Raw genomic sequence first — 21346 nt, 5'->3', positions numbered from 1 at the left:
TATACAGGGAAACTGAGTACGCAGTTAACGTGCATGGTTATCCATCGAGGTCACTGATTAGTCCTTGCCCTCGACGGGCCACTGCGGTTGTTTTGGGGCCTCGATTCGGGCACACTCCTCGTCGGTCAGGTCGACGTCGAGCGCTCCGACGTTCTCCTCAAGTTGGTCCATCGTCCGCGGGCCGATGATCGGCGCGTCGACGACATCCTGCTGGCAGAGCCACGCCAGGCTGACCTGTGCCGGTGTCGCGCCCTTCGCGTCGGCAATCGCCCGCACCTCGTCGAGGACCGCCCAGTTTTCGTCGCTGAACCGGTTTGCCGTGTACTCGTCCGTGCTCGCCCGTCCCTCGGCGAGGTCGTCGCCGCGCTCGTACTTCCCGGCGAGGAAGCCGCCGGCCAGGGGCGACCACGGGATGACGCCGACACCCTCCATCTCACACACCGGCAGGAGGTTCGCCTCCTCGTGGCGGTCGACGGCGTTGTACTCCGGCTGCATCGAGACGAACCGCTCGTACCCTTCGATGTCCGCGGTGTACAGCGCCTTCTGGAACTTCCAGTTGGCCATCGTACTGGCGCCGATATAGCGGACCAGCCCCTCGTCGACGAGGTACGTCAGCGCGTCCAATGTCTCCTCGATTGGCGTGTCGTCGTCCCACCGATGGATCTGGTAGAGGTCGAGATAGTCGACGCCGAGGCGGTCCAGCGTGGCGTGACACTGGTCGATGATGTGTTTCTTCGAAAGCCCGCTGCCGTTCGGCCCGTCGTGCATGTCGAAGTACACCTTCGAGGCCAAGACCAGTTCGTCGCGTCGGGCGGAGTCGACAGCATCGCCGAGTATCCGCTCGCTCTCGCCGTTCGAATACGCGTTGGCTGTATCGAAGAAGTTGATACCCAGATCCAGCGCTCGTTCGAGTATTCGGCGGCTCTCGTCCTCGTCATTTAGCATCCAGGGCTCGGCGCTTCCGAAGTTCATCGTTCCGAGACAGAGTTCGGACACGTCGAGCCCTGTCGACCCGAGCGTGGTGTATGTCACCGAGGAATCGTTCATGACAGTTCATACCACAGCTGTTGTTAAAGAATTTTGGGACTGCATATCGTTGTCAAAACATGAGCCGGAAATCCCCACAGAACAGTCCTACTCCGATGGACGCACTCGAAACCTTCAGAGACGAGTCCTACACCGGGGCAAACAGGTGCTGGCCGTGTACGGTACTGAATCTTGGCTTCGTTGGAGCGCTTGCCATGCTTCTGCGCGGGCGTGACCGTCCGCGGTCGAGCCTACTGGTCGCTGTTGTCGGCGTCGCGATCGTCTATTTCCGAGGGTATCTGGTCCCGTACACGCCCGAATTTGCCCCGCGGCTGGTGGCGGCATCACCGGTTCCGGACGAGTGGTTCCACGCGGAGCCAGCACAGGGGGACACATCCCAAGAAGACGTGACCCGACGGGAAAACGAGTCGCTGGCCGACGACGTCGAGATGGACGGCGAAACCGTCTTCCGGGAGCTTTCGGCAGCCGGCGTCATCGAAGCCGAGGGTGAACAACTGTTTCTCACGACGGCTGTAGACGTGGCGTGGCACGAGCGGATGGACGAGCTGGCCGACGACTCACTTGACGCCCTCGCCGCGGCGCTACAGGCGTCGCTACCGGGAGTTGACGCTGCTGAACCGTACGTCGACGACGCGGAGTGGCTCGCACTCGGCGCGGACCACGCGAAGCTCCTCCCCCGTCCAGTCGTCGTCGCCGAACTCGCAGCTTACGAGGTCCTCGGCGAGCGTCTCGACGACGAGCGGCTCAGAGTCGCTGGCGCGGAGGCGTTCCGGATGTTCCTCGACAGGTGCCCGGTCTGTGACTCCGAACTAGTCGAGTCATCGTCAGTGTCGTGCTGTGGCGGCCATCTTGGACCGCGTCAGGACCCCGATGAGACGCTGGTCTGTCCGACCTGCGAGCAGCGACTCTACACGTTTGAACTGAGCGATACCTGAAACCAGTCACTCAAAGCTGGGGATCTACTGGCTAGTCGGCATGCAGGACGCACTCCGGGCTCGGAGCGCAGAGCCAGTAGACAACGGACGGGGGGAGGTCCCGCCTGACCGCTGGTGCGTGCGGTCCCGTGGACAACCATGCTGCGTGGCAGACAGTTACCGTCGGCCGGGTTGGGGGTGGTGGGAACGATGTGACCAAACAGCGGCCTCACATAGTTCCGGACTGCAGGGGGAATGTACCCAGCCAGTAGAATACTACAACTGCTGTTGTAAATATATTTCGGTGGCTGAAGAACACTGCCTATTAAATCCTCGCACACGGAGATGATGATATGAAGAACATCGACGACCTCGTCGACAGCGCGTCCGACTTGGCACAGCGTGGCCTCTCTAAGGGCGAGATTGCTGACGAGCTCAACGTCTCACGGGAGACGGCAAGTTGGCTTGTCGAACGCAGCGGCACCGGCACGGAACCGGACACGAGCGACGACGGCGGTCCCCACGACATCCACGTCGACTGGTCCGCTGTCGGGCGTGACAGCAACCGGCTGTATCACGCGGGCGCAGCGATGGCGGACCTGCTCTCGAAGAAAGGCGACGACGTAGACCTTACTATCGGCATCGAGAAGGCCGGCGCGCCGCTCGCGACGACTGTTGCGCGGGAACTGGAAACAGACCTCGGGACGTACGCCCCGACCAAACACCAGTGGGACGACGACGAGAGCGAGACCAGTGACGGCTCCTTTTCGCGGAACTTCGCCCAGATTCGGAACCGCGACTGCTACGTCGTTGACGACACTATCACGAGTGGCAAGACGATGGGAGAGACAATCGATGCAATCCATGAACAGGGCGGCAACCCCGTGGCCTGCGTCGTGCTGGCTGACAAGCGCGGTGTCGGCGACATCCGCGGCGTCCCGGTGTACTCTCTGCTACAGGTCATCCGAGTTGGGAGCGACGGCGACTCGTAGCGGTCCTGCTCAGCTGTTCCGAGCACGTGTTCGCTGCGCGGTCTCCGAATCGACGTGGCCACACGAGAGACTATCCTTTTATTCGTGCCGTGCGTAATTCGTGGTATGACTGTACTGTCGTTTGACGAACAGGGCGTGGATGTCGTTTACGAGGGGACGGAGTTCCGCCTCGAAAAGGCCCTCATCGAGGATGCTATCCAGAAGTCGTATCCGAACGTCACCGACCACGAGGTGTTGCAGATGGTCGAGCCGGAACCAGCGCTGTCAGGAGAGCCACAGCGTATCGCCGAAATTGTGAACTGATTCGACGTAGTTCCCTTGTGGGCTACAATTCCGTTGTGAGAAGTACTTCTGGCTGAGAACGCATATCCCGTTTGCAGGCGTTTAAGCAGGTGAATATGCGCTAATTAAGCATCCGAGCAGTAGGCATTTAAGCCGTCAGCGCGCACTGGGTGATAATGTCAGACCCACGTATTGCCGGGGCTAGCGTAACACAGTTCGGGAAACACCCCGAACGGACCGGCCGAGACCTGTTCGCCGAGGCCGGACTCGAAGCGCTCTCGCAGGCTGGAATCGACCCGGAGGACGCTGAAGCGCTCTATTACGGCAACTTCATGGGCGAACTCGCGGAACACCAGGGCCACCAGGGCCCGCTGATGGCCGAGGCCATCGGGCTGGACGTTCCGGCGACCCGCGTGGAAGCGGCCTGTGCATCCGCCGGGACAGCCGTTCGTGAAGCCGTCAAGACGATCCGGAACGGCGAGGCGGAGGTCGTCGTCGTCGGCGGCGCGGAACGGATGACCAACATCGGGACGGCAGCGGCGACAGACGCGCTCGCCATCGCCGCCGACGACCTCTACGAGGTCCGTGCCGGGATGACCTTCCCCGGGGCGTACGCGCTGATGGCCCGGTCGTACTTCGACCAGTACGGCGGCTCCCACGAGGATCTCGCTCACGTCGCCGTCAAGAACCACGAACACGCCCTGGTCAACGAACACGCACAGATTCAGCAGGAAATCACGATCGAGGACGCGCTGGAGGCCCCGACGATTGCGGACCCGCTCGGCCTGTACGACTCCTGTCCGATTACTGACGGGGCCGCGGCTGCCGTCCTGACGACGGAGGCCTACGCCGAGGAACACAACTTGGACGCCCCGGTCGCCATCACCGGGACTGGGCAGGGCGGCGACAATCTCGCGCTACAGGACCGTCCACATCTGGCACAGACGCCCGCCGCCGACAAGGCCGCCGAAGAGGCGTACGGCGACGCCGGCGTCGGTCCCGACGATGTCGATTTCGCCGAGGTCCACGACTGTTTCACCATCGCTGAAGTGTTCGCAATCGAATCGCTTGGCTTCTACGAGCGCGGTGAGGGCATCGCCGCGGCGCGCAACGGGGAGACGACCCGCGATGGCGACCGCCCGATAAATCTCTCGGGCGGGCTGAAAGCCAAGGGTCACCCGGTCGGCGCGACCGGCGTCGCCCAACTGGCGACCGTTGCCTGGCTTCTCGACGGGTCGCATCCGCGGGCCGACGCCGTCCCGGACAGCACCGTCGGTGTCGCACACAACGCGGGGGGTACGGTCGCGTCTACGACTGTCCACGTCATGGAGGTACAAGAATGACTGAATCCGCACAGGATGGCGAGTACGACGCGTGGCTCGACAGCATCGAATCTGGCGACGGGTACTACCTCGAATGTTCGAACGGCCACGGCTGGCTGCCGCCCCGGCGAGTGTGTCCGCGCTGCCACGACCAGGAACTCTCGGCGGTCGATCTGCCAGAATCCGGCGAAATCGCGAGCCACACGACGATCACCGTCCCGACTCCGCAGTTCGAGGACGACGCGCCCTACGTCACCGCTATCGCCGACTTCGGCCCGGTTTCGGTCACGGGGCTCGTCCGTGACGTGGACCCTGACGACGTCGCTATCGGCGACGTGGTCGGCATCGATGTCGGCGAGCGCGTGACGACCGGCGAGAGAGCCGTCGTGTTCCGGCCGCGCTAGAACTCAGTTCTCGACCGTTACCGACGTCACTCTGTCGCGGACCACGTCGACGAACTCACCGGGGTGTTCGACGTGGGGCAAGAGCAGCGAATCACCGAACACGACGAGCATCGCATCCGCCTGTTCGGCCAGGTCACGACCCTTCGACAGCGGTGTGATGTCGGCATCCTCACCCCAGACCAGCGTCACGGGCACGTCGAGGCTTGCCAGTACTTCGCCGAGGTCGTGCTCCGGGTCGAGGAAGCCGGAGACGAACGACGCCGGCGCGAACCGCGCACCGGGCTGGTGGCCGCTCTGCCACTCGTAGTCGACCACTGCGTCGGTGAGGTTGTCCATATCGTAGTACCCGTGGTCAGCGTGGAAGTGGCGGATGGAGGGCTTCGAGACGGTGAGGTTGTAGATTGCCTCGCCGACGACGGGCGCGCGCAACAGCGATCGGAGCCAGACGGTGCGGTTCCCCATCGAAGTGTCTGTCGGGCAGATGAGGACAAGTTCCTTCACCTCAACCTCCTGTGCCGCGCTGGCGGCGTATGCCCCTGTCAGAGACGACGCGACGACGGTCGCGTCGGTGGTGTTGTCCTCGATGAAATCGCGGACGAAGGCTGTGTACAGCGAGGCCGAGTACAGCAGCGGCGGGCGGTCTGTGTGCCCAAAACCCGGTAGGTCAGGCGCGATGACGTGGTACTCCTCCGCCAGCGTGTCGAACACCGTGTGGAACTCGTGACTGCTGGCAGCGGCGTTGATGCCGTGAAACAGCACGAGGTCCGGGTCCGACGGGTCGCCAGCCTCAGTGTACGCGATATCGAACCCGCGCCAGCGGTACGTCCCCTGTTCCCCCTCGAGCATCGGTTCGAACGCACCGGCCTGCGACTGCAGCACGCGGTTGGCAGCGGCTGTCGCACCGACCGCTCCGACGACCGCACCGAGCGTCTTGCGGAGTTTCATATTGATGACTTGGAGCCCCGAGTATGTTATACATGCTGGACGAGCGTCAGATGACTGTCGCTATCGTCGCGGGCAACCGTAGCCGCGGACGCGACAGTCCCGAACTCAGTTCTCGTCGCGAGGCTCGTCGAGACACTCCCGGAGCGGCGCGAGAACCTCGTCGACGACGGTGTACGGGTCGGTGTGGCGCTCGATGACAGCGTCGACGTACTGTTCGATACCGCCGCGGCGGTCGAGTTCATCGACCAGTAGTTCGTTTGCGTCCTCCCGGAGCAGGGTTCGGATCTCGGCGGCGAATCGCTCCCGTGCCTGCCCCTCTCGTCGGCCGGTTCGGTCCAGATAGTCGCCGTGGTCGGCCAGCGCGTTCAGGAAGTCCTCGACGCCCTCGCCCCGGTTAGCCACCGTCTCCACGATTGGGGGGTCCCACGTCTCCGTGCCGCTCTCCTCGGCGTCTGCCTCGGCGTCGTCGGCTGCGAGTTCAGTCGCGCCGTGATGGCCGGAGTTCGGTCGTCCGCTCTGTCCCTGAAGCATCTCTCGGAGCTGCTGGACAGTCCGGTCGGCTCCGTCGAGGTCAGCCTTGTTGACGACGAACACGTCACCGATTTCGAGGATCCCGGCCTTGAGCATCTGCACGTCATCGCCGCTCCCCGGCGGCACGAGCACGGCGACGGTGTCGGCCGTGCGGACGATGTCGACCTCGTTTTGGCCTGCACCGACCGTCTCGACGATGATCTTGTCCTTGCCGAAGGCGTCCAGCGCGGTCACGGCGTCGGTCGTCGCCGTTGACAGTCCACCGAGGGAGCCACGGGCAGACATCGACCGGAAGAACATGTCCATGTCGCCGGCGTTCGAGGCCATTCGTATCCGGTCGCCGAGTACTGCGCCGCCGGAAAACGGCGAGGACGGGTCGATAGCGATGACACCGACAGTCTGGCCCCGCTCGCGGTAGGTCGCTGCGACCTTGTCGACCAGCGTGGACTTGCCCGCGCCGGGACTGCCGGTGACGCCGACCACGTCGGCTGTCCCGGTGTGCTGGTGGAGGTCGGAAATTATCTCCCGATACCCCGGCGAGCGGTTCTCTATCTTCGTGATGACCCTGGCGAGAGCGCTGTGCTTGCCCGCAAGCAGGTCAGCGACGAGGTCGCTCATCGCTCGGGCGCGTTCTGGTGGATGTAGTCGATCATCTCCTCCATCGACGCGCCCGGACCGAATATCTCGTCGACGCCCTGCCCGCGGAGTTCTTCCTGATCGTCGTCCGGAACGATGCCGCCGACGAGAATGAGACGGTCGTCGAACGCATCGTACTCCTTCAGTCCGTCGAGAATCTTTGGAACGAGCGTGTTGTGCGCCCCCGAGAGGATGGAGATGCCGACGACATCCACGTCCTCCTGCACGGCGGCCTGCACGACTTCGTCGGGTGCTCGGTGGAGTCCCGAGTATATCACTTCGAAGCCGGCGTCTCGGAGCGCCCGCGCGATGACGTGTGCGCCCCGGTCGTGACCGTCGAGTCCGACTTTCGCCACCAGACACCTGATGGTCCGTTCCGTCTGCTCCTGCTCGACACTCATGCCAGTACGTACCGCGCGGTGTGTTTTCATTCTTGCCCTATTCATCATGACTGATGTCGAGTACGGCTCCCCTCGGGGAACGAAGATTGAAACTGGGCATTCCGCACCGCGTGTGTGAGCCGGAACCAGTCCGGCCGTTCGGTCTGCAGTCGGCTGTGACCCTGGGAGGTCTGTATACCGTGCCCTGAGCGGTCAAAGAAGGGCGACAGGGAGGACTGAGACAATTCCAGAGAACGACAATTCTAAGTTCGCTGCTAGCGGCGTTTCCACCAGTGCGAACAGTCGCCGTCATCCCCGCGTACAACGAGTCGAGCACCATCGGGTCGGTGATTGACGGGACCAGCCAGCACGTCGACGAGGTCGTCGTCGTCGACGACGGCTCGTCTGACGACACCGCAGCCGTCGCCCGGAAGCACGGTGCACACGTCGTCACGCATGTGTTCAACACCGGTGTCGGTGGGGCCGTCAGGACGGGCTATCAGTACGCGATTCGGCACGACTACGACTTCGTCGTGCAGGTCGATGCCGACGGCCAACACGACCCGGCGAAGATTCCGACCCTGCTGGACCACGCGGAGGACGCGGACATGGTCATCGGCAGCCGCTACCTGAACGAGAGCATCGAGGATTACCCGCTGGTCAGGCGGCTGGGGATCACCTTCTTTACCACCGTCGTCCGCAAACTCGGCGGCATCGACATCACCGACGTGACCAGCGGCTTTCGCGTCTACCGCGTGTCGGCCTTAGAGGACATCCTCCACCGCTCGGACAACCACTGGGCGGTCGAACAGACGCTCGATGCGGCCCAGCGCGGCCACCGCATCGAAGAAGTATCGATAGAGATGCCGATCCGGGACGAGGGCGAGTCGCAGTTCAGCCTCGACACGCTCGTGCTGTACCCGCTTCGGATGACTGACACGGTGTTTCGCGTCCTCCTCTTTCGCTAAGTATGGTCTTTGGATTCGATTACTCACTGGTTAACCTCCTGTCGCTGGTCGTCGGCCTGGCCTTCCTCGCGAACGGGTACATCATCGTCAGAAGCGAACGCGAGTCACTAGAGCTGTTTGTGATGTCGCTGCTGCTCGGCGCAGGGCTCATCGTCGTCGCCGTCGTTCCCAACGTGTTCGAGGTCGTGGCGCGGCTGCTGGGCCTCGAATGGAAGGCGCGTGCCATCCTCGTCATCTCGAACCTGACGCTGTTCGTCGCGGTGACGTACCTGCTCAACCGAATCGGGCATATGTACGACCGGCTGTCGCGGCTGAACGAGGAGCTGAGCCTCCTCCGGAGCGAACTGGAGGAACACCAGCTACGGACCGAGGACGAGCAGGATGACTGACCGGGCGGTGTTGTCGATAGATTTCGAGCTGTTCACCCAGACGCCGGCCTACCGGAGCGCATCGGGGACGACCGACCGCGACGGTGTCGGCCTCGACGGCGGTCGATTTTTCAGGGACACGCTCGCAAAGTACGATGCGACTTCGACCGCATTCGTGGTCTCATCAGTCGCTCAGACCCATCCCGACGCCGTGCGAGCGCTGTCTGATGCGGGTATCGAAATCGGCTCGCACACGCAGACACACCAGTTGCTCTCTGCTCTCGACAGCGAGGAGCGACGAGCGGAGTTGTCCCAGTCGAAGGCCGTGCTGGAGCGAGTTACCGGCAAACGCGTCTCCGGGTTCCGCGCGCCTGCCTTCGACATCACCGACGACCACTTCGATCTGCTTGCCGATACCGGGTACACGTACGACTCTAGCGTCGTCTCCAGTCGGTCAATACCGGGGTGGTACGGCGGCGAGTACGACATTCACGAGCCGGTGCCGGCGACGGCCGTGCGTCCAGACGCGCCGGACAGCGTTACGGAGTTCCCGGCGAGCGTCATGCCCGGCCTGCAGTTACCTCTCACCGGGACCTGGCTCCGGTTTTTCGGCCCGCGATACACGATTCTGGGCATGAAATTACTAGCCCGGCGTGGTATCACGCCAATGCTGTACGTCCATCCGTGGGAACTGGTCGACCTGCCAGCCGTTGAGGGAGTGCCGACGCGGGTGTACGTCAGAACTGGTGACTGGATGCGCCGGGCCGTCGAACGGATTCTGCAACAGGACTTCGAGTTCACGACCGCACGGGCCGTTTTAGCTGACGGTGAGGCGGCCGCGTCACAGCTACACAGGGGCGAGACGCCGTGACGAGTCGGGCTCGTGACCTGGGCATCACGGTTGCCCAGTACGGTATCGCCGTCGGTGCGGTTTCGTGGCTGCTCACGCAGTTCGACATCGGGAGCGCAATCGACCTGCTCGCCGGCGTCGAGAGCGAGACAGCGCTCGCGATCGTCGCCGTCAGCGCCCTCGGCATCTGTGGCCGAGCCTACACGTGGCACGCGGTAATCTCCCCGCTGTCCCCTGTCCGGTTCCGGACCGCCGCTGGAACGACCCTCATCGTGAACTTCGTCAACCAGTTGCTCCCCTCGCGGCTCTCCGGACGGCTAGCCGCACCATTTGTCCTCCGGAGCCAGACCGGGATGGACTACAGCGACGCCGCAGCCGCCTCAGCGCTTCACACCGCTGTCTTCGCGCTGTACTACGGCGTCGCGGCGACCGCGGGACTCGTCTTGGCGATTCCACTGCTCCGGCCCGAACTCCTCGTGGTGCTGGCGCTCGCGACGAGCCTCTACTTCGTAGCCGGTCTCGCCATACTGTTCGGAGGACTCAAGCTCACCTATCTGGACCGCCTTATCGGCTGGCTGTCCGGGGTCGCAGTCCAGGTCCCACGCGTCGGCGAAAGGCTCGCGGCCCGACTCGACGGCCTGCTCGAATTCACGGACAGCTCAACCACGACGTTCCGGACGCTGGCGAGCGAGCCGGCAGTGTGGCTGCGGTACGCAATCGGCTGGGCCGTCGATCTCGTCCTTGCGCCCGGCGTCCGCGTCGGCTTGCTGCTGGGGAGTTTCGGCGTCGGGTTCGAACCACTGGTCGCGGTGCCGCTGTATCTGCTGGTCGCATACACTGTGACACTCTTGCCGCTGACGCCCGGCGGTATCGGCATCACCGAAGCGACGGCGACAGCGGTGTTCGTCGCGCTGGGCATCCCGGCAGCAGTTATCATCCCGATCATCTTCGTCGACCGGTTCCTCAGTATCTACCTGCCGTCGCTTGCGGGCTGGTATCCCTCTGTTCGGCTCGACGTGACGTCACTGACGACAGAGTAGCCGGAAAGAGCTACGCAAAGAGAGACTCAGAACGGTGGATGCCGGCTCGTGTCGCACTCGCCGTCACGCTCCAAAATCAGCGTGTACTGGTTCGCCGCGAGTTCCTGCTCGTCGGCGAACTGGTCCGTGTGCGGGACAACGCCGAGTCGGAGCAGGTCGGTAAAGGAACCGGGCGTCGGCCGCTGGGGCACGAAGTTCGGCGGCCGCTCCCCGAACTCCGCGACGATTCGGTAGTTATACTCCTCGTTCAGAAGCTTCCGGAGGTAGACGGCCTGTGCGTCACCGTTCCGGTAGTAGGTGTCTTCTTTGAGGTAGAGCAGGTCACGGTACCCGACCTGAATGTATCGCGGACACGCCATCGCTTCCTCCGCTTCCGAGTCCTGGCCGGCGACGTGGCGGGCGGTCAGCGAGTGCGGGATAGCAGTGTCTTGGATGTGGACGCGATACGACTCCACCACGTCCCCCTCGTCGCTGTTGTCTTCGAGCCACGCTGTCGCCTCGTCCCGGGGCATCGACGCGAACTGGGCTGCCCCGATACCGGCGTAGACGGCCGTTGTTACCAACAGAACGGCCATCACCGGTCGCGCCAGAGACGACGAGCGCTCGCGGAGGTCCACCAGTCTTCCCCCGACGAGTAAGGCGAGCAGCGGGAACGTCGGCAAGAGGTGGTGGACCCGGAAGTCGTGCCACTGAGAGAACATGGCGATGTAGGCTATCAGTCCCGTCAGGACGAGGACAGTGCCGTGGACGGCGACACCGCGGTCACGCAACGTCGCAACGGTCGCCACGATGCTGGCTGCGGCCGCGGCAACCAGCGGCAGTCCAAGCGCGCTGAAGTACCCCCGCAGGAACCACCACCACATCGGGGCGTCGGGACCGGTCGGGTGACTCATCCGCGAGGTCGAGCCGCCGAACACCCGCTCGATGAACGGCTCGGGACCCGCCACGAGCGCGGTCGGGAATCCAAGCACGATCATGACGAACCCAAGCAAAGCGCCGCTCAGGAGGAGCTTCGGCCGGTACAGCGTCTCCGTTAGCGGCGCGTCAGCGACACGGGCACGCAGCAGGAAGGCGACGCCGATAAGCAGGATAACCGGCGCGGCCGTCAGTTTGAACGCGATGGCGACCCCGCCAGCGGCGCTCGCCGCTAGAAACAGCGTTCCGTCGTCGGTCTGAACGTACCTGACCAGCAGGTACAGCGCGAGGAGGACAAACACCAGCGCCGGCATATCCTCGCCGGCTTCCTTCGAGATGGTGAGGAAGCCGAAGGTCAGCGAGAGCACGACCGCCGACAGCCGGCCCGCGTTGCGCCCCTCGATTGCGACGCCCAGGCGGTAGGTGAGGTAGACGGCACAGAGTGCAGCAACGACGTTGGTTAGCCGGATGAAGACGAGGCTCCCGGTCCATATCCACTCGGGCGTGGCGGCCCAGGCCTCGTAGTGGCCGAACTCCCAGCTTGGGAAGGCGATGGCTGTGAACGCGTCCAGGTCGCCGGTCAGTGCTGCGACAAGGACGACAGGGAGGATGGCGAGTACGTAGAGGTACAGCGTCGCGCCGAACGGGGCCCGGCCCCACTCGACACCGGCCTTGAGACCCTCGAAGGTCGGTTCTTCGAGGACTGAGCCGTAGACGACCATCGCGTCGAGCAGGCGGCTGTACTCGTCCCGGGTCGCGAAGTTCGGGATGCGGTGCCAGAACCAGAATCCGACCAGCACAGTCGACAGGAGGAGAATATAGCGGAGATAGGGGTCGTCCCGGAGGTCCGACCGTCCCTGTTCGACAGCACGTCGGGGCAGTGACCGCCAGCCACTCATCGTGTCAGTGCTCCGGTGTGTGCGTTGAAAAGGTTGCCCTTCTCAGAAGTAGTCGGCATCGAACTCCCGGCGGAGGATGTAGTGGTTCGCGTACCCGCGGACGTACTTCGCAAACAGCGAGAGATACCCCTCGTCGGCCTCACGGCGGGCCGACGTAGCGACACAGGAGTCCGCATCGTAGACAATCCGGCCGTAGTCTTTCATCCGGAGAGAGAGTTCTGTATCCTCCATAAACGGAATGTCTTCGTCGAAGCCGCCCGCGGCCTCGAAGGCGTCGGCCCGGAAGCTACAGTTGAAGCCCGGTTGCTGGACGAAGCCCAGCGGCCACGAGACCCGATACCAGTAGTCCGACAGCAGTTTGAACAGCACGCGGTGTTTGAGGCTGTCTTCGAGCGGGCGTGCGGGGCCGCCGACCCCCACCACATCGTCGTCGGTGTAGTGCCTGAGATGCAGGCGGACCCAGTCCTCGGGGACGACCGTATCGGCATCGGTAAACAGCAGTATCGGCGCTGTCGCGGCTTCTGCTCCGCGGTTCCTGGCGATTCCCGCTCCGCCCTCGTCGCACCGGACGACGGTGTCGACGAAGGGGGCGTCGCGGGCTACCTGTTCCGTCCCGTCGTCGCCGCCGACCACGACGACCAGTTCGACGGGCTGTGACTCGAAGGGAGCCAGACAGCGGGCCAGCGACTCCGCCTCGTTGTAGGCCGGGACGATAACTGCGGCGTCCATCTGAGCGGCAGGTAGATTGTACAGACAGAAATAGCAAGCGATGCGACGGCCTGCCTCTCACTCAGGGAGTCACGAACGACGAGCGAGGGTGGTTCCCGCGAGGACAGCGACGAGTGCGATTCCGGCGAGTGTCCCGAACAGCGCCGTCACGTTCGCGAAAGCCAGAATCGACCCCGCCAGCCCGCCACCGAGCGCGCCGACCCCGAACACACCCAGATACGTGTAGCCGTACGACAGTCCGCGCGTGCCAGTGGGCGTGTGCTCCGCGACGGCGGCCTGATACATCGGCTGGACGACGAACAGCGCGACGCCCAGAAGCGCACCGAGCACCGCCAGCGGCCCGAAGCCTATCGCCGACACCGGAACGAACAGCACTGCAAGGACGGCAAGCACGAGGAACGACCCGGCGATACCGTACTCGACGGGAATCCGGTCGCTGAGTTTCCCCCCGGCGTACTGGCCGAGGACGCCGATGAGCAACAGGCCGGCGTAAAAATAGTCCTGTGGCTTGAAGGCCTGCCCCGTTCCGGTTTCGATGCCAAGCGCTGAGAGCACGGTGGGTGGCAGTAACGTCTCCACCGGGATTGGCTCGAAGCCCGGCAAGTCTCGCAGGAGTTCCGGGAGGAACGTGAGGACACCGCGGTAGTACAGCCCCGAGCACATGACGACGACGAACACGAAGAGGAAACTCCCGGCCAGCAAGTGCTTGCTCTCCGAGAGGAACTCTCCGAGGGAGTCGATGCCGCTGTTGGCCTTCGACCCGCCGTCAGTCGCCGTCGTCACCGCCGCCGTTTCGTCGAAACTCGCCTGCGAGGCGTAGACGGCGGCGAGCAGCGCCGGAACCCCGAGGACGAGCGCGACGGTCCGCCACTCGGCGACCAACAGGAGAATCGCGGCGACGAGCGGACCGAGACCGATACCGAGGTTGCCAGCGACGCCGTGATAGGCGAGTCCGGTCCCGCGCTGTTCGACACCTTTGCTGATAAGCGAGAGCCCCGCCGGATGGTACACGCTGGCAGAGATTCCCCAGAGGATGAGCGCGAGCGCGATAACGACCATACTCGGAGCCAGTCCCAGCAGGATGTACGACCCACCCATGCCGAGCAGACAGCCGGTGATGAGCCGGCGGGAACCGATTCGGTCGACGATGATGCCGCCCGGGAGCGCGCCGGCCCCGAACAGGCCATAGCCTACTGTTACGATGACGCCGACGGTCGCCGTTGTCACGTCGAACTGAGCGATACCGAGGTTAATGAGGTCGAACTCGGTGAGCCAGATGACGACGAATATCGGGACCGTCATCTCGTAGGTGTGGACCAGCCCGTGTGCGAGCATGACCAGTGCAGTGATCGCTCGGTCGTTCGCGTTCACACTGTGGTTCGTGTCGGCCGCCGGCAAGTGTGTGACGGTTTCGCGCATTCACGTGTGCGCCTTTTTGACCCCTCTCAAAAGCAGGGGTGGGTTTTTATGTCCGAACAGTATAGGCGGCAAGTGTGAGCAAGATCAAGGTGTCACTCCCGGACCAGGTGGACTCGGACATCCAGCGACTCGTCGAACAGGGCGAGTTCCTCAACCGCGACCAAGCAGTCGAAGATCTCCTGAAGCGGGGGATTTCGGCCTATAATACTACGACCGAAGAGACCGAAACGCTCGACGAAGAGATTTTCGACCAGACGGCCTCCGAACAGCAGGACCCCGCGATGCAGGACGACTTCCTCTAGTCGCGGTTCTGTGAGAGCCGGCCGTCGTTCTCAGCTGCCTGCTGTCTGGAGCCGTCGTTCTCCTGCCGACGTTGCTTCATCTTTGCGCCGGGTTTCGGACCGCTGTCGACCGACTCGTACGGGGTTTCTGCGATGCTCTCCGGGATGAGATACCACGCGAGAGCGCCACCGACAGCGGTGCCACCAACGAACACGCCAACGACAATCAGCAGCTCGGCACCGCCATACATCGTCACAAGCCCCATCGACCCGCCGATAAGGAGCGCAAACCCGACTTGCGTGTATCTGAGAAAGCGTTTCCGGTCGGCGTCCGTCATCGAAGGGCCGACCATCAGGAGCCCCCGTAACAGTCGGCGTCTGTCCGTTCGGCCATCAGTAAAAGCCCCGCTCTACGTCTTCCTCGATGACGTCTTCGAACTCTGCGTCGAGTAGTTCCTCCGCTTCCTCGAACGTCTCGGTGAGTTCGGTCATCTGGTCGGGCCGGTCGTGGTGGTCGAACTCCATCGGCCCGTAGGCCGGGGAGTCCATCGCGTCCATCATATCTTCCAGCAGCGCTTGCGGCGATGTGGGTGCGTCAGCGTGCGTTTCGAGCACCGTTTCGAGGTTCTTCGCCTTCTCCTTGGCGTCGTCCTCGTCTTCGGGCCCCTGCTGGACGCCGAAGATGCCCGAGCCATCGGTCGGGAACAGCGGGTCGATGTCGTCGTCGATTCGGCGGGCCACCTGCGACCCGACGCCCTGTACCTCGAAAGGGTTCTTCGCGTACGTCTTGAGCTGGTAGACGCCGGCATCGGGGTGTCCGAAGTAGATATCCTCGCCGATTCCGTTCGCGCGGTCGCCCCCGACGGCACGCCAGTCCCCCGGATTGGCATTGCTCTCCATCACGTCTTCGAGAATGTCCTGCCAGTCGCGAACGCGCATTGTCAGTTTCCTGTTTGAACTGGGTCAGAATGAACCCATCGGTCCTGAATGGCACAGTGACCGGTCGTCGCTGCGCGGGAGCGAAGCATCCGGGTGACAGCCAGCCTGTCAGTGGCGTAGCCGAACGGCTTTACTCCCCGGAACAGCCAGACGTGGTATGGAAAGCGAACGCAACGTCCTCGGCGGGGAACTGGCCCCCTGCTCGATGGACCCGAAGACGGGCTTCATGCGCGACGGATACTGCTACCCGCTCCAGCGTGACCCCGGTCGGCACGAGATCTGTGCCGTGATGACTGCGGAGTTTCTAGAGTACAGCAAGGCGCAGGGCAACGACCTCGTGACGCCGCGGCCGGACCTGAACTTCCCGGGCCTCGACCCCGGCGACCACTGGTGTGTCTGTGTCCCGCGCTGGATAGAGGCTCACGAGGCCGGGCGTGCACCGCCGGTGAACCTCGACGCGACGAGCGAAGACGTACTCGAAGACGTATCGCTGGAGACGCTGCAGGAGTACGCCGCCGACACGGAGTCCGAAGCCGATGCGACCAGCGAATGACCCGCGGCGCGAACGACTTTTGAGGGTCCGCCCCCTCGCTTGGGCCGTGCAACAGGGGAGGGCCAGCCAGTGAGCGCGGATCGCGTTCGCGGCGTCGTCGTCGACATCGAGGAGCCGAAGACGGTGACCACCCAGTACGGGGAAAGCGACCTCTGTGAGGTGACCATCCGCCCTGAACGCGGGGCCGGCGAGCCGACGACGGTGACGCTCTGGGGGAAGTGGACTGAGAACGCCGCCGTCATCGAGACAGGCATGGAGATCGCCGTCTACAACCCCGACGAGCGGGAGTACCAGGGCGAGCAGCAGTACTCCGTCGGCGGCGACGCCACCCTCGTCGTCCAGCCGGATTTCCTCGTCGACGTGACCGACATCCGGGCGTGGGTGCAGTGCCCGCGGATGTACTACCTCCGGAAACTCGACGGCGCGGACCACGCCTATCCGCTGGTGAAGGGGACCGTCGTCCACGAGGTGTTCGGCGACCTGCTCCGTGGCCGGGACCTCGACACTGCTATCGAGGAGCAGGTGGACGCCGCCGGACTGGATATCGGATTGCTGGGCCGAGAGTCCGACGAGGTGGCCGGCGACGTGCGTGACCACGCCGCAGCTATTCAGGGCTGGCTCCAGCAGGGGACGCTAACTGAAACAGACCAGTGGCGCTCCGAGATGACGCTCATCTCCGAGCGGTTCGGCATGAAAGGGCGGGCCGATGCCGTCCGGCGCGGGATGCCCGTCGAACTCAAGACCGGCAAGAACACCAAGCGAGAGCCCCGATTCCAGGACAAGATTCAGGCGACCGCGTACGCGCTGATGCTCGGCGAGCGCACGGCCGGCGCGGACAGCGCCGTCGAGGCCGCGCCGGATACGGGCACGCTCCTGTACACCAAAAACGCCGCCGTGGACCGCGCCGAGGAAAGCGGCGACCTCTCACCGGCCAAGGAGTTCTCTATCGGGAGCGGGCTGCTGAACTACGTCGTCCGGACGCGCAATGCGATTGCGGCGATGGAGTACGACTGTAGCGTGCCGACCGGCTACGAGGCCAACGCGAAATGCGAGTACTGCTTCGAGCAGGACACCTGTATGGCCGTCTCCGGCCGCCTCGACCAGGAATCCAAGGCTGGACAGGTCGGCCGAGCGGTGCCCGACGAGGAACTGGACTACTTCGAGCAGTTCTACGCGGCAATCGAGGCCGAGCGCCGGTCCGTCCATCGGGAGTACGCGAAGCTCTGGGAACAGACGCCCGAGGAGCGCGCCGACAACGACCGCGCGCTCATCGACCTCGAACCGACCGGCCGCCGGGAACTCGACGGCGGCCGGTGGGAACTCCGCGCGACCGGGACCGGGGCCGTCTCGAAAATCCGCGAAGGAAATCTCGTGCTCGCCAGCGACGGCGACCCGGTGACCGGCAACGCTGAACTGGCCCGCGTAGAACGTCTCGGCGAAGAAATCGTCGTCACGGCTGACGAGCCACTGGACCTCCGGCGGCTGGACGTGTACCCCTCCGAGCTGACGACCGACCGGCTCCAGAACGCGCTCCACGACGCCGTGCTCCTCCAGTCGCCCGAGCAGAAGGACGTGCTGTTCGGGCGGCGCGAGCCGGACTTCAATACCGTCGAGGAGACGTTCATCGACAACAACGACGCCCAGAACGAGGCCGTCCAGTTAGCGGTCGGCGCGGAGGACTTCGCGCTCGTTCACGGCCCGCCCGGGACGGGCAAGACCTACACGCTAGCCCGAATGGTGCGGGCTCTGGTTGCTCGCGGCGACCGAGTACTGCTCTCTGCCTTTACCAACCGCGCCGTGGACAATCTGCTGGAGGCGCTAGAAGACCAGGGGTACACCGATATCGTCCGCGTCGGCACGGAGAGCGGTGTCCGCGGGGACATGCAGAAGTACCGGCTGGAGACCAGCGGCGACCCTGGTGCGTGTGCGAGCCGGCTCCAGACCGCACAGGTCGTCGCGGCGACGACGGCCACCTGTGGCGGGAGCACGCTCCAGACCCAGGAGTTCGACGTGGCCGTCGTCGACGAAGCCGGCCAGCTGACCGAGCCGGGGACGCTCGCGGCGACGACGCTCGCCGGCCGGTTCGTGCTCGTCGGCGACCACCAGCAGCTCCCGCCCGTGGTCCAGTCGGAAGACGAGACGCTGTCGACCTCGCTGTTCGAGCGCCTGATGGAGGCCCACCCCGAGGCCGGCATCATGCTGGACCGCCAGTACCGGATGGCCCAGCACATTCAGGCCTTCGCCTCGCGAGAGTTCTACGACGGGCAGTTGCGGCCCGCGACCGGCGAGGTAGCGGCCCAGCGGCTCGATGACCTCGACGGCGTCTCGACCACGAGCCTGCCCGAGCGGCTCCGGGACCGCGTGGCGTTTGTCGACCCCGACGGCAGCCAAGTCGGCAACACCAACCCCGCCGAGGCCGACCGGATCGCCGACATCGTCGCGTCGTACCGGTCGGCTGGGGTAGCAGCCGACGATATCGGCGTCATCGCCCCGTACCGCGCGCAGGTCGCGGAGATATCGAAGCGTCTACCCGACGTGACCGTCGACACGGTCGACCGGTTCCAGGGGTCGAGCAAAGAAGTCATCATCATCTCGTTCGTCGCCACCGGAGCGCTCGACAGCCCCGTCTTCGAGGATTACCGGCGTATCAACGTCGCGCTCACGCGGGCGAAGAAGGCGCTCGTGCTCGTCGGCGACGGCGACGCGCTGGCGACCGACGAGGTGTACGGTCGGATGGTCGAATGGGCGCGGGGCTGACTACCCGTCCGTGTCGCCGGCCCTATCGCCCAGCCGCAGTCCCGCGAGGTGTGCGGTGAGGCGTTCTCGCAATGTCTCTCTGAGCGCTGTTGCAGTGTCCTCGTCGATATCGTACACGCGGGCGATGCCGCCGAGAAGGCTCGACGAACTCGCCGTGTCAGCCCCCACAGTCGCCAGGTCGCGACGACGCTGGAACGGCGACCGCGTGACGAACACCGTCTGGAGCCGGTAGTACGGGACGATACGCGTTGTGCGCCGCCAGAAGCCGCTTCGAGTCGCAAGCACGGACTCGCTCAGGTCGTACCCGCGGTGTCGCCAGCGAAGGTGGGCCGCCGGCACAACGGTGAGGAAAAGGAGGGCTGTGAGCCACCAGTAGCCCGTTTCAAGCACCAGCGCGTCCACGGCGTAGGCGACCGCGGTGAGCCCGGCTGCGGCCAGCGAGAAGCGCGCGAGATAGCGCCGTCGGGCGCGTTTGGGCGACCGCTCGAAGTCAAGGTCGCCGAACGGTTCGATGTCACGGGCCAGTTCGTACACCTCCTCGCGTGGTGCAAGCGGGACGGCGACACCCTGCGTCGACTGCTGGTTCCCGCCGCTGTAGCCGGCCGTCTCGACGGCCAGCGTCGCGTAGCCGAACCGCCGCATCAGGACGTTTTCGCGGATAGTTACCGTCTGCACCTTCTCCAGTGGGATGTTGCCGCTGTAGCGGCGCAGGAGTCCACGCTCGTACCGGAGGTCGCCGTCAGCCTGCGTGAGCTGGAAGCCGTAGTATTCGATGACGGTTAGCGCCACGCTAACGACCAGTGCGAGCAGGAAGAACTGAGCGAGCGAAATCGCAGCGAAAATGCCAACTCGCGTTGTTTCTGGTGAGCCGGCTAGCCAGCGGACGACAGGCCCATTCAGCGACGCTCCAACGAGGGTCGCATTGAACCGCAGCACGGCCCAGACAATGTCCATCCCCAGCGGGAGCGACGCCAGCGTGAGGACCGGCGCGGCCGGTCGAACAGAGACGAGGGCGTACGTCAGGAGTTCGCGCTGGTCGAAGGCGAACAACAGCGACCCGTCCGGCTGGTCGCGGTCCTCCACCTCCGACGTCGAAACCGGGTCCCCGTGCTCATTCGCGGTCTGGGCGTCGCCCGCGCGTGCCGGAGTGGGGCCGGTCACGCCGGGGAGGTCCGCGTGAGCCGACCGGACAGCTGTCGCAGTCTTAGACACCGCATCGGAGGTGGCCGCCGCAGTTTCGTCGTCCCGGTCGTGGGTCCGCACGTAGTTCCGCAGGCGTCTGACTTCGGCCTCGTCGACTGCATCGAGGGTGGCCTCCGTCGCGCTGCCACCGGCTGTCTCGAAGCGGACGATAGCGAGGCCGAGCAGGCGATTGAGGATGTTCTGCTCGACATCGAGGTTCTGGACGCGGCCGAGCGGAATCTGCCGGGACTGTCTGGCGAAGACACCGGATTCGACGGTGAGCGTGTCCCCGTCAAGTTCGTAGCGAAAGCGGAGGTAGCGCGCCAGTGCGTAGCCGCTGAATGCCAGCGCGCCGAACAGGCCAAGCAGCGGAACCGCAAACGCCGGCAGTCCGAGCATCCCGGTCCCAAGTGACCCACCGAAAAAGCCGAAGAAGCCGCCCTGCAGCGCCGCTCGGGCGACGCGCAGGACCGCACTTCGCGGGTGGAGCCGGTTCATACCGCGTCCGTCGCCTCGCTCTCGTTCGCGAGGTCACGGAGCTGTTCACGGAGTTCGGTCGCCCGTTCCGGCCGCAGCCCGGGAATAGTGATGTCCGCGCCGCGGGTCCCGGCGGTGTAGACGACGACACTCGCTAGCCCGATAGCGCGTTCGACCGGACCGCGCGTGGTATCGACGTGCTGAACACGGACGTACGGGACTGACGTGTCGGTCCGGGTGACGACACCGCGAAGGAGAAACAGTGCGTCGTCTTGCAGGTCAAATCGCCAGATTCGGTGGGCAGCGACGGCGTGGACGACACCCAGAACCACGAGCACGACCCAGCCGCCGATGATGACCGTCTGTGGCAGTGGGACAGCAAACCGGTCGACGAGATATGCGATGACGCCGAGCACCGACGCCTGAATAACCGTCGATAGAATCCACAGCAGTCTCACCCGCGGATGAATCGACTCCATGTCTCATCCGAGGGCCCGCCCGCGGATTAACGGTTTG

Annotated in this window: 23 protein-coding genes; 12 read left to right on the top strand and 11 right to left on the bottom strand. The window is 64.5% G+C overall.

The genetic code is table 11. The features are described 5' to 3' along the window. Nucleotides 1-57: 57 nt before the first annotated feature. Nucleotides 58-1047, bottom strand: a complete 990-nt coding sequence (locus DVK01_RS15805; RefSeq protein WP_101350097.1) for an aldo/keto reductase — start codon at nt 1045-1047, stop codon at nt 58-60. 59 nt (nt 1048-1106) lie between these two features. Here DVK01_RS15805 and DVK01_RS15800 point away from each other — a divergent pair, with 59 nt between their 5' ends. From DVK01_RS15800 to DVK01_RS15780, 5 genes are all read left to right on the top strand, one after another. Continuing rightward, the gene (locus DVK01_RS15800; protein ID WP_101350098.1) at nt 1107-1982 is read left to right on the top strand and encodes a hypothetical protein; all 876 of its coding nucleotides are present in this window, start codon (nt 1107-1109) and stop codon (nt 1980-1982) included. Between the two features lie 332 nt (nt 1983-2314). Further along, on the top strand, nt 2315-2953 hold the full coding sequence (gene gfcR, locus DVK01_RS15795; protein ID WP_121512279.1) for a transcriptional regulator GfcR: 639 nt from the start codon (nt 2315-2317) through the stop codon (nt 2951-2953). A gap of 105 nt (nt 2954-3058) precedes the next feature. Continuing rightward, complete coding sequence (locus tag DVK01_RS15790; RefSeq protein WP_004518030.1) at nt 3059-3256, top strand: DUF5800 family protein; 198 nt, start codon at nt 3059-3061, stop codon at nt 3254-3256. A 155-nt stretch (nt 3257-3411) separates the two neighbouring features. Further along, the gene (locus tag DVK01_RS15785; RefSeq protein WP_101350100.1) at nt 3412-4578 is read left to right on the top strand and encodes a thiolase domain-containing protein; all 1167 of its coding nucleotides are present in this window, start codon (nt 3412-3414) and stop codon (nt 4576-4578) included. Next, entirely contained in the window at nt 4575-4961 is a 387-nt protein-coding gene (locus DVK01_RS15780) for a Zn-ribbon domain-containing OB-fold protein (protein WP_121537524.1), read from the top strand. The genes DVK01_RS15785 and DVK01_RS15780 overlap by 4 nt, the downstream gene beginning before the upstream one ends. A gap of 3 nt (nt 4962-4964) precedes the next feature. Here the strand turns inward: DVK01_RS15780 and DVK01_RS15775 are convergent, their stop codons facing one another. From DVK01_RS15775 to DVK01_RS15765, 3 genes are all read right to left on the bottom strand, one after another. Continuing rightward, nucleotides 4965-5906 carry an alpha/beta fold hydrolase gene (locus tag DVK01_RS15775; protein WP_121537522.1) on the bottom strand — a complete coding sequence of 314 codons (942 nt, stop codon included), beginning with the start codon at nt 5904-5906 and terminating at the stop codon, nt 4965-4967. Between the two features lie 105 nt (nt 5907-6011). Then, nucleotides 6012-7055, bottom strand: a complete 1044-nt coding sequence (meaB, locus tag DVK01_RS15770) for a methylmalonyl Co-A mutase-associated GTPase MeaB (RefSeq protein ID WP_101350102.1) — start codon at nt 7053-7055, stop codon at nt 6012-6014. Then, a complete protein-coding gene (locus DVK01_RS15765) occupies nt 7052-7474 on the bottom strand; it encodes a cobalamin B12-binding domain-containing protein (protein WP_064288077.1) in 423 nt (140 codons plus the stop codon). Before DVK01_RS15765 ends, meaB begins: the two co-directional genes overlap by 4 nt. Before the next feature lie 272 nt (nt 7475-7746). On the opposite strand from DVK01_RS15765, the gene DVK01_RS15760 reads away from it, so the two are divergent. From DVK01_RS15760 to DVK01_RS15745, 4 genes are read left to right on the top strand one after another with little or no spacing between them, the layout of a single operon-like run. Next, nucleotides 7747-8421: a glycosyltransferase family 2 protein gene (locus tag DVK01_RS15760; RefSeq protein ID WP_101350103.1), complete on the top strand. Its 675-nt coding sequence runs from the start codon at nt 7747-7749 to the stop codon at nt 8419-8421. Between the two features lie 2 nt (nt 8422-8423). Beyond that, nucleotides 8424-8810, top strand: coding sequence for a DUF2304 domain-containing protein (locus DVK01_RS15755; protein WP_101350104.1), 387 nt, complete (start codon nt 8424-8426; stop codon nt 8808-8810). Further along, nucleotides 8803-9660, top strand: coding sequence for a polysaccharide deacetylase family protein (locus DVK01_RS15750; RefSeq protein WP_101350105.1), 858 nt, complete (start codon nt 8803-8805; stop codon nt 9658-9660). Before DVK01_RS15755 ends, DVK01_RS15750 begins: the two co-directional genes overlap by 8 nt. Beyond that, nucleotides 9657-10679 (top strand): lysylphosphatidylglycerol synthase transmembrane domain-containing protein, encoded by a 1023-nt coding sequence (locus DVK01_RS15745; RefSeq protein ID WP_121537520.1) that lies wholly within the window; start codon nt 9657-9659, stop codon nt 10677-10679. The genes DVK01_RS15750 and DVK01_RS15745 overlap by 4 nt, the downstream gene beginning before the upstream one ends. A 26-nt stretch (nt 10680-10705) precedes the next feature. Here DVK01_RS15745 and DVK01_RS15740 read toward each other — a convergent pair whose 3' ends face one another. The 3 genes from DVK01_RS15740 to DVK01_RS15730 form a co-directional block, all read right to left on the bottom strand. Continuing rightward, nucleotides 10706-12493 carry a glycosyltransferase family 39 protein gene (locus DVK01_RS15740; protein ID WP_121537518.1) on the bottom strand — a complete coding sequence of 596 codons (1788 nt, stop codon included), beginning with the start codon at nt 12491-12493 and terminating at the stop codon, nt 10706-10708. A 42-nt stretch (nt 12494-12535) separates the two neighbouring features. After that, on the bottom strand, nt 12536-13222 hold the full coding sequence (locus tag DVK01_RS15735; RefSeq protein ID WP_101350108.1) for a glycosyltransferase: 687 nt from the start codon (nt 13220-13222) through the stop codon (nt 12536-12538). Nucleotides 13223-13291: 69 nt separating this feature from the next. After that, a complete protein-coding gene (locus tag DVK01_RS15730; protein WP_121537516.1) occupies nt 13292-14641 on the bottom strand; it encodes an MFS transporter in 1350 nt (449 codons plus the stop codon). Between the two features lie 74 nt (nt 14642-14715). Between DVK01_RS15730 and DVK01_RS15725 the strand changes: the two genes are divergently transcribed. Beyond that, entirely contained in the window at nt 14716-14943 is a 228-nt protein-coding gene (locus tag DVK01_RS15725; protein WP_004518043.1) for a ribbon-helix-helix domain-containing protein, read from the top strand. Here the strand turns inward: DVK01_RS15725 and DVK01_RS15720 are convergent. Further along, on the bottom strand, nt 14940-15275 hold the full coding sequence (locus DVK01_RS15720) for a hypothetical protein (RefSeq protein WP_121537514.1): 336 nt from the start codon (nt 15273-15275) through the stop codon (nt 14940-14942). The two genes, DVK01_RS15725 and DVK01_RS15720, sit on opposite strands and share 4 nt — an antisense overlap. Before the next feature lie 40 nt (nt 15276-15315). Further along, a complete protein-coding gene (locus DVK01_RS15715; RefSeq protein ID WP_101350111.1) occupies nt 15316-15861 on the bottom strand; it encodes a hypothetical protein in 546 nt (181 codons plus the stop codon). A gap of 157 nt (nt 15862-16018) precedes the next feature. On the opposite strand from DVK01_RS15715, the gene DVK01_RS15710 reads away from it, so the two are divergent. Continuing rightward, nucleotides 16019-16414 (top strand): DUF2237 family protein, encoded by a 396-nt coding sequence (locus DVK01_RS15710; protein WP_101350112.1) that lies wholly within the window; start codon nt 16019-16021, stop codon nt 16412-16414. Between the two features lie 69 nt (nt 16415-16483). Further along, entirely contained in the window at nt 16484-19171 is a 2688-nt protein-coding gene (locus tag DVK01_RS15705) for an AAA domain-containing protein (RefSeq protein WP_121537512.1), read from the top strand. On the opposite strand, the gene DVK01_RS15700 is transcribed toward DVK01_RS15705, so the two are convergent. Both DVK01_RS15700 and DVK01_RS15695 read right to left on the bottom strand, forming a co-directional pair. After that, entirely contained in the window at nt 19172-20851 is a 1680-nt protein-coding gene (locus DVK01_RS15700; RefSeq protein WP_121537511.1) for a PH domain-containing protein, read from the bottom strand. Then, nucleotides 20848-21309 (bottom strand): PH domain-containing protein, encoded by a 462-nt coding sequence (locus tag DVK01_RS15695; RefSeq protein ID WP_121537509.1) that lies wholly within the window; start codon nt 21307-21309, stop codon nt 20848-20850. Before DVK01_RS15695 ends, DVK01_RS15700 begins: the two co-directional genes overlap by 4 nt. Between the last annotated feature and the right edge of the window lie 37 nt (nt 21310-21346).

The sequence above is a fragment of the Haloarcula sp. Atlit-120R genome (assembly GCF_003665885.1).
Taxonomy (GTDB): Archaea; Halobacteriota; Halobacteria; order Halobacteriales; family Haloarculaceae; genus Haloarcula; species Haloarcula taiwanensis.
Note: the sequence above shows the minus strand (reverse complement) of the source record. Positions and strands in the feature narration are given on the sequence as shown.

Coding starts and splice junctions, on each gene's coding strand:
- DVK01_RS15775 (WP_121537522.1), bottom strand. CDS start 5,906: ATGAAACTCCGCAAGACGCTCGGTGCGGTCGTCGGAGCGGTCGGTGCG.
- DVK01_RS15700 (WP_121537511.1), bottom strand. CDS start 20,851: ATGAACCGGCTCCACCCGCGAAGTGCGGTCCTGCGCGTCGCCCGAGCG.
- DVK01_RS15765 (WP_064288077.1), bottom strand. CDS start 7,474: ATGAGTGTCGAGCAGGAGCAGACGGAACGGACCATCAGGTGTCTGGTG.
- DVK01_RS15750 (WP_101350105.1), top strand. CDS start 8,803: ATGACTGACCGGGCGGTGTTGTCGATAGATTTCGAGCTGTTCACCCAG.
- DVK01_RS15805 (WP_101350097.1), bottom strand. CDS start 1,047: ATGAACGATTCCTCGGTGACATACACCACGCTCGGGTCGACAGGGCTC.
- DVK01_RS15785 (WP_101350100.1), top strand. CDS start 3,412: ATGTCAGACCCACGTATTGCCGGGGCTAGCGTAACACAGTTCGGGAAA.
- DVK01_RS15755 (WP_101350104.1), top strand. CDS start 8,424: ATGGTCTTTGGATTCGATTACTCACTGGTTAACCTCCTGTCGCTGGTC.
- DVK01_RS15720 (WP_121537514.1), bottom strand. CDS start 15,275: ATGGTCGGCCCTTCGATGACGGACGCCGACCGGAAACGCTTTCTCAGA.
- meaB (WP_101350102.1), bottom strand. CDS start 7,055: ATGAGCGACCTCGTCGCTGACCTGCTTGCGGGCAAGCACAGCGCTCTC.
- DVK01_RS15710 (WP_101350112.1), top strand. CDS start 16,019: ATGGAAAGCGAACGCAACGTCCTCGGCGGGGAACTGGCCCCCTGCTCG.
- DVK01_RS15715 (WP_101350111.1), bottom strand. CDS start 15,861: ATGCGCGTTCGCGACTGGCAGGACATTCTCGAAGACGTGATGGAGAGC.
- gfcR (WP_121512279.1), top strand. CDS start 2,315: ATGAAGAACATCGACGACCTCGTCGACAGCGCGTCCGACTTGGCACAG.
- DVK01_RS15790 (WP_004518030.1), top strand. CDS start 3,059: ATGACTGTACTGTCGTTTGACGAACAGGGCGTGGATGTCGTTTACGAG.
- DVK01_RS15800 (WP_101350098.1), top strand. CDS start 1,107: ATGAGCCGGAAATCCCCACAGAACAGTCCTACTCCGATGGACGCACTC.
- DVK01_RS15735 (WP_101350108.1), bottom strand. CDS start 13,222: ATGGACGCCGCAGTTATCGTCCCGGCCTACAACGAGGCGGAGTCGCTG.
- DVK01_RS15730 (WP_121537516.1), bottom strand. CDS start 14,641: ATGCGCGAAACCGTCACACACTTGCCGGCGGCCGACACGAACCACAGT.
- DVK01_RS15780 (WP_121537524.1), top strand. CDS start 4,575: ATGACTGAATCCGCACAGGATGGCGAGTACGACGCGTGGCTCGACAGC.
- DVK01_RS15740 (WP_121537518.1), bottom strand. CDS start 12,493: ATGAGTGGCTGGCGGTCACTGCCCCGACGTGCTGTCGAACAGGGACGG.
- DVK01_RS15695 (WP_121537509.1), bottom strand. CDS start 21,309: ATGGAGTCGATTCATCCGCGGGTGAGACTGCTGTGGATTCTATCGACG.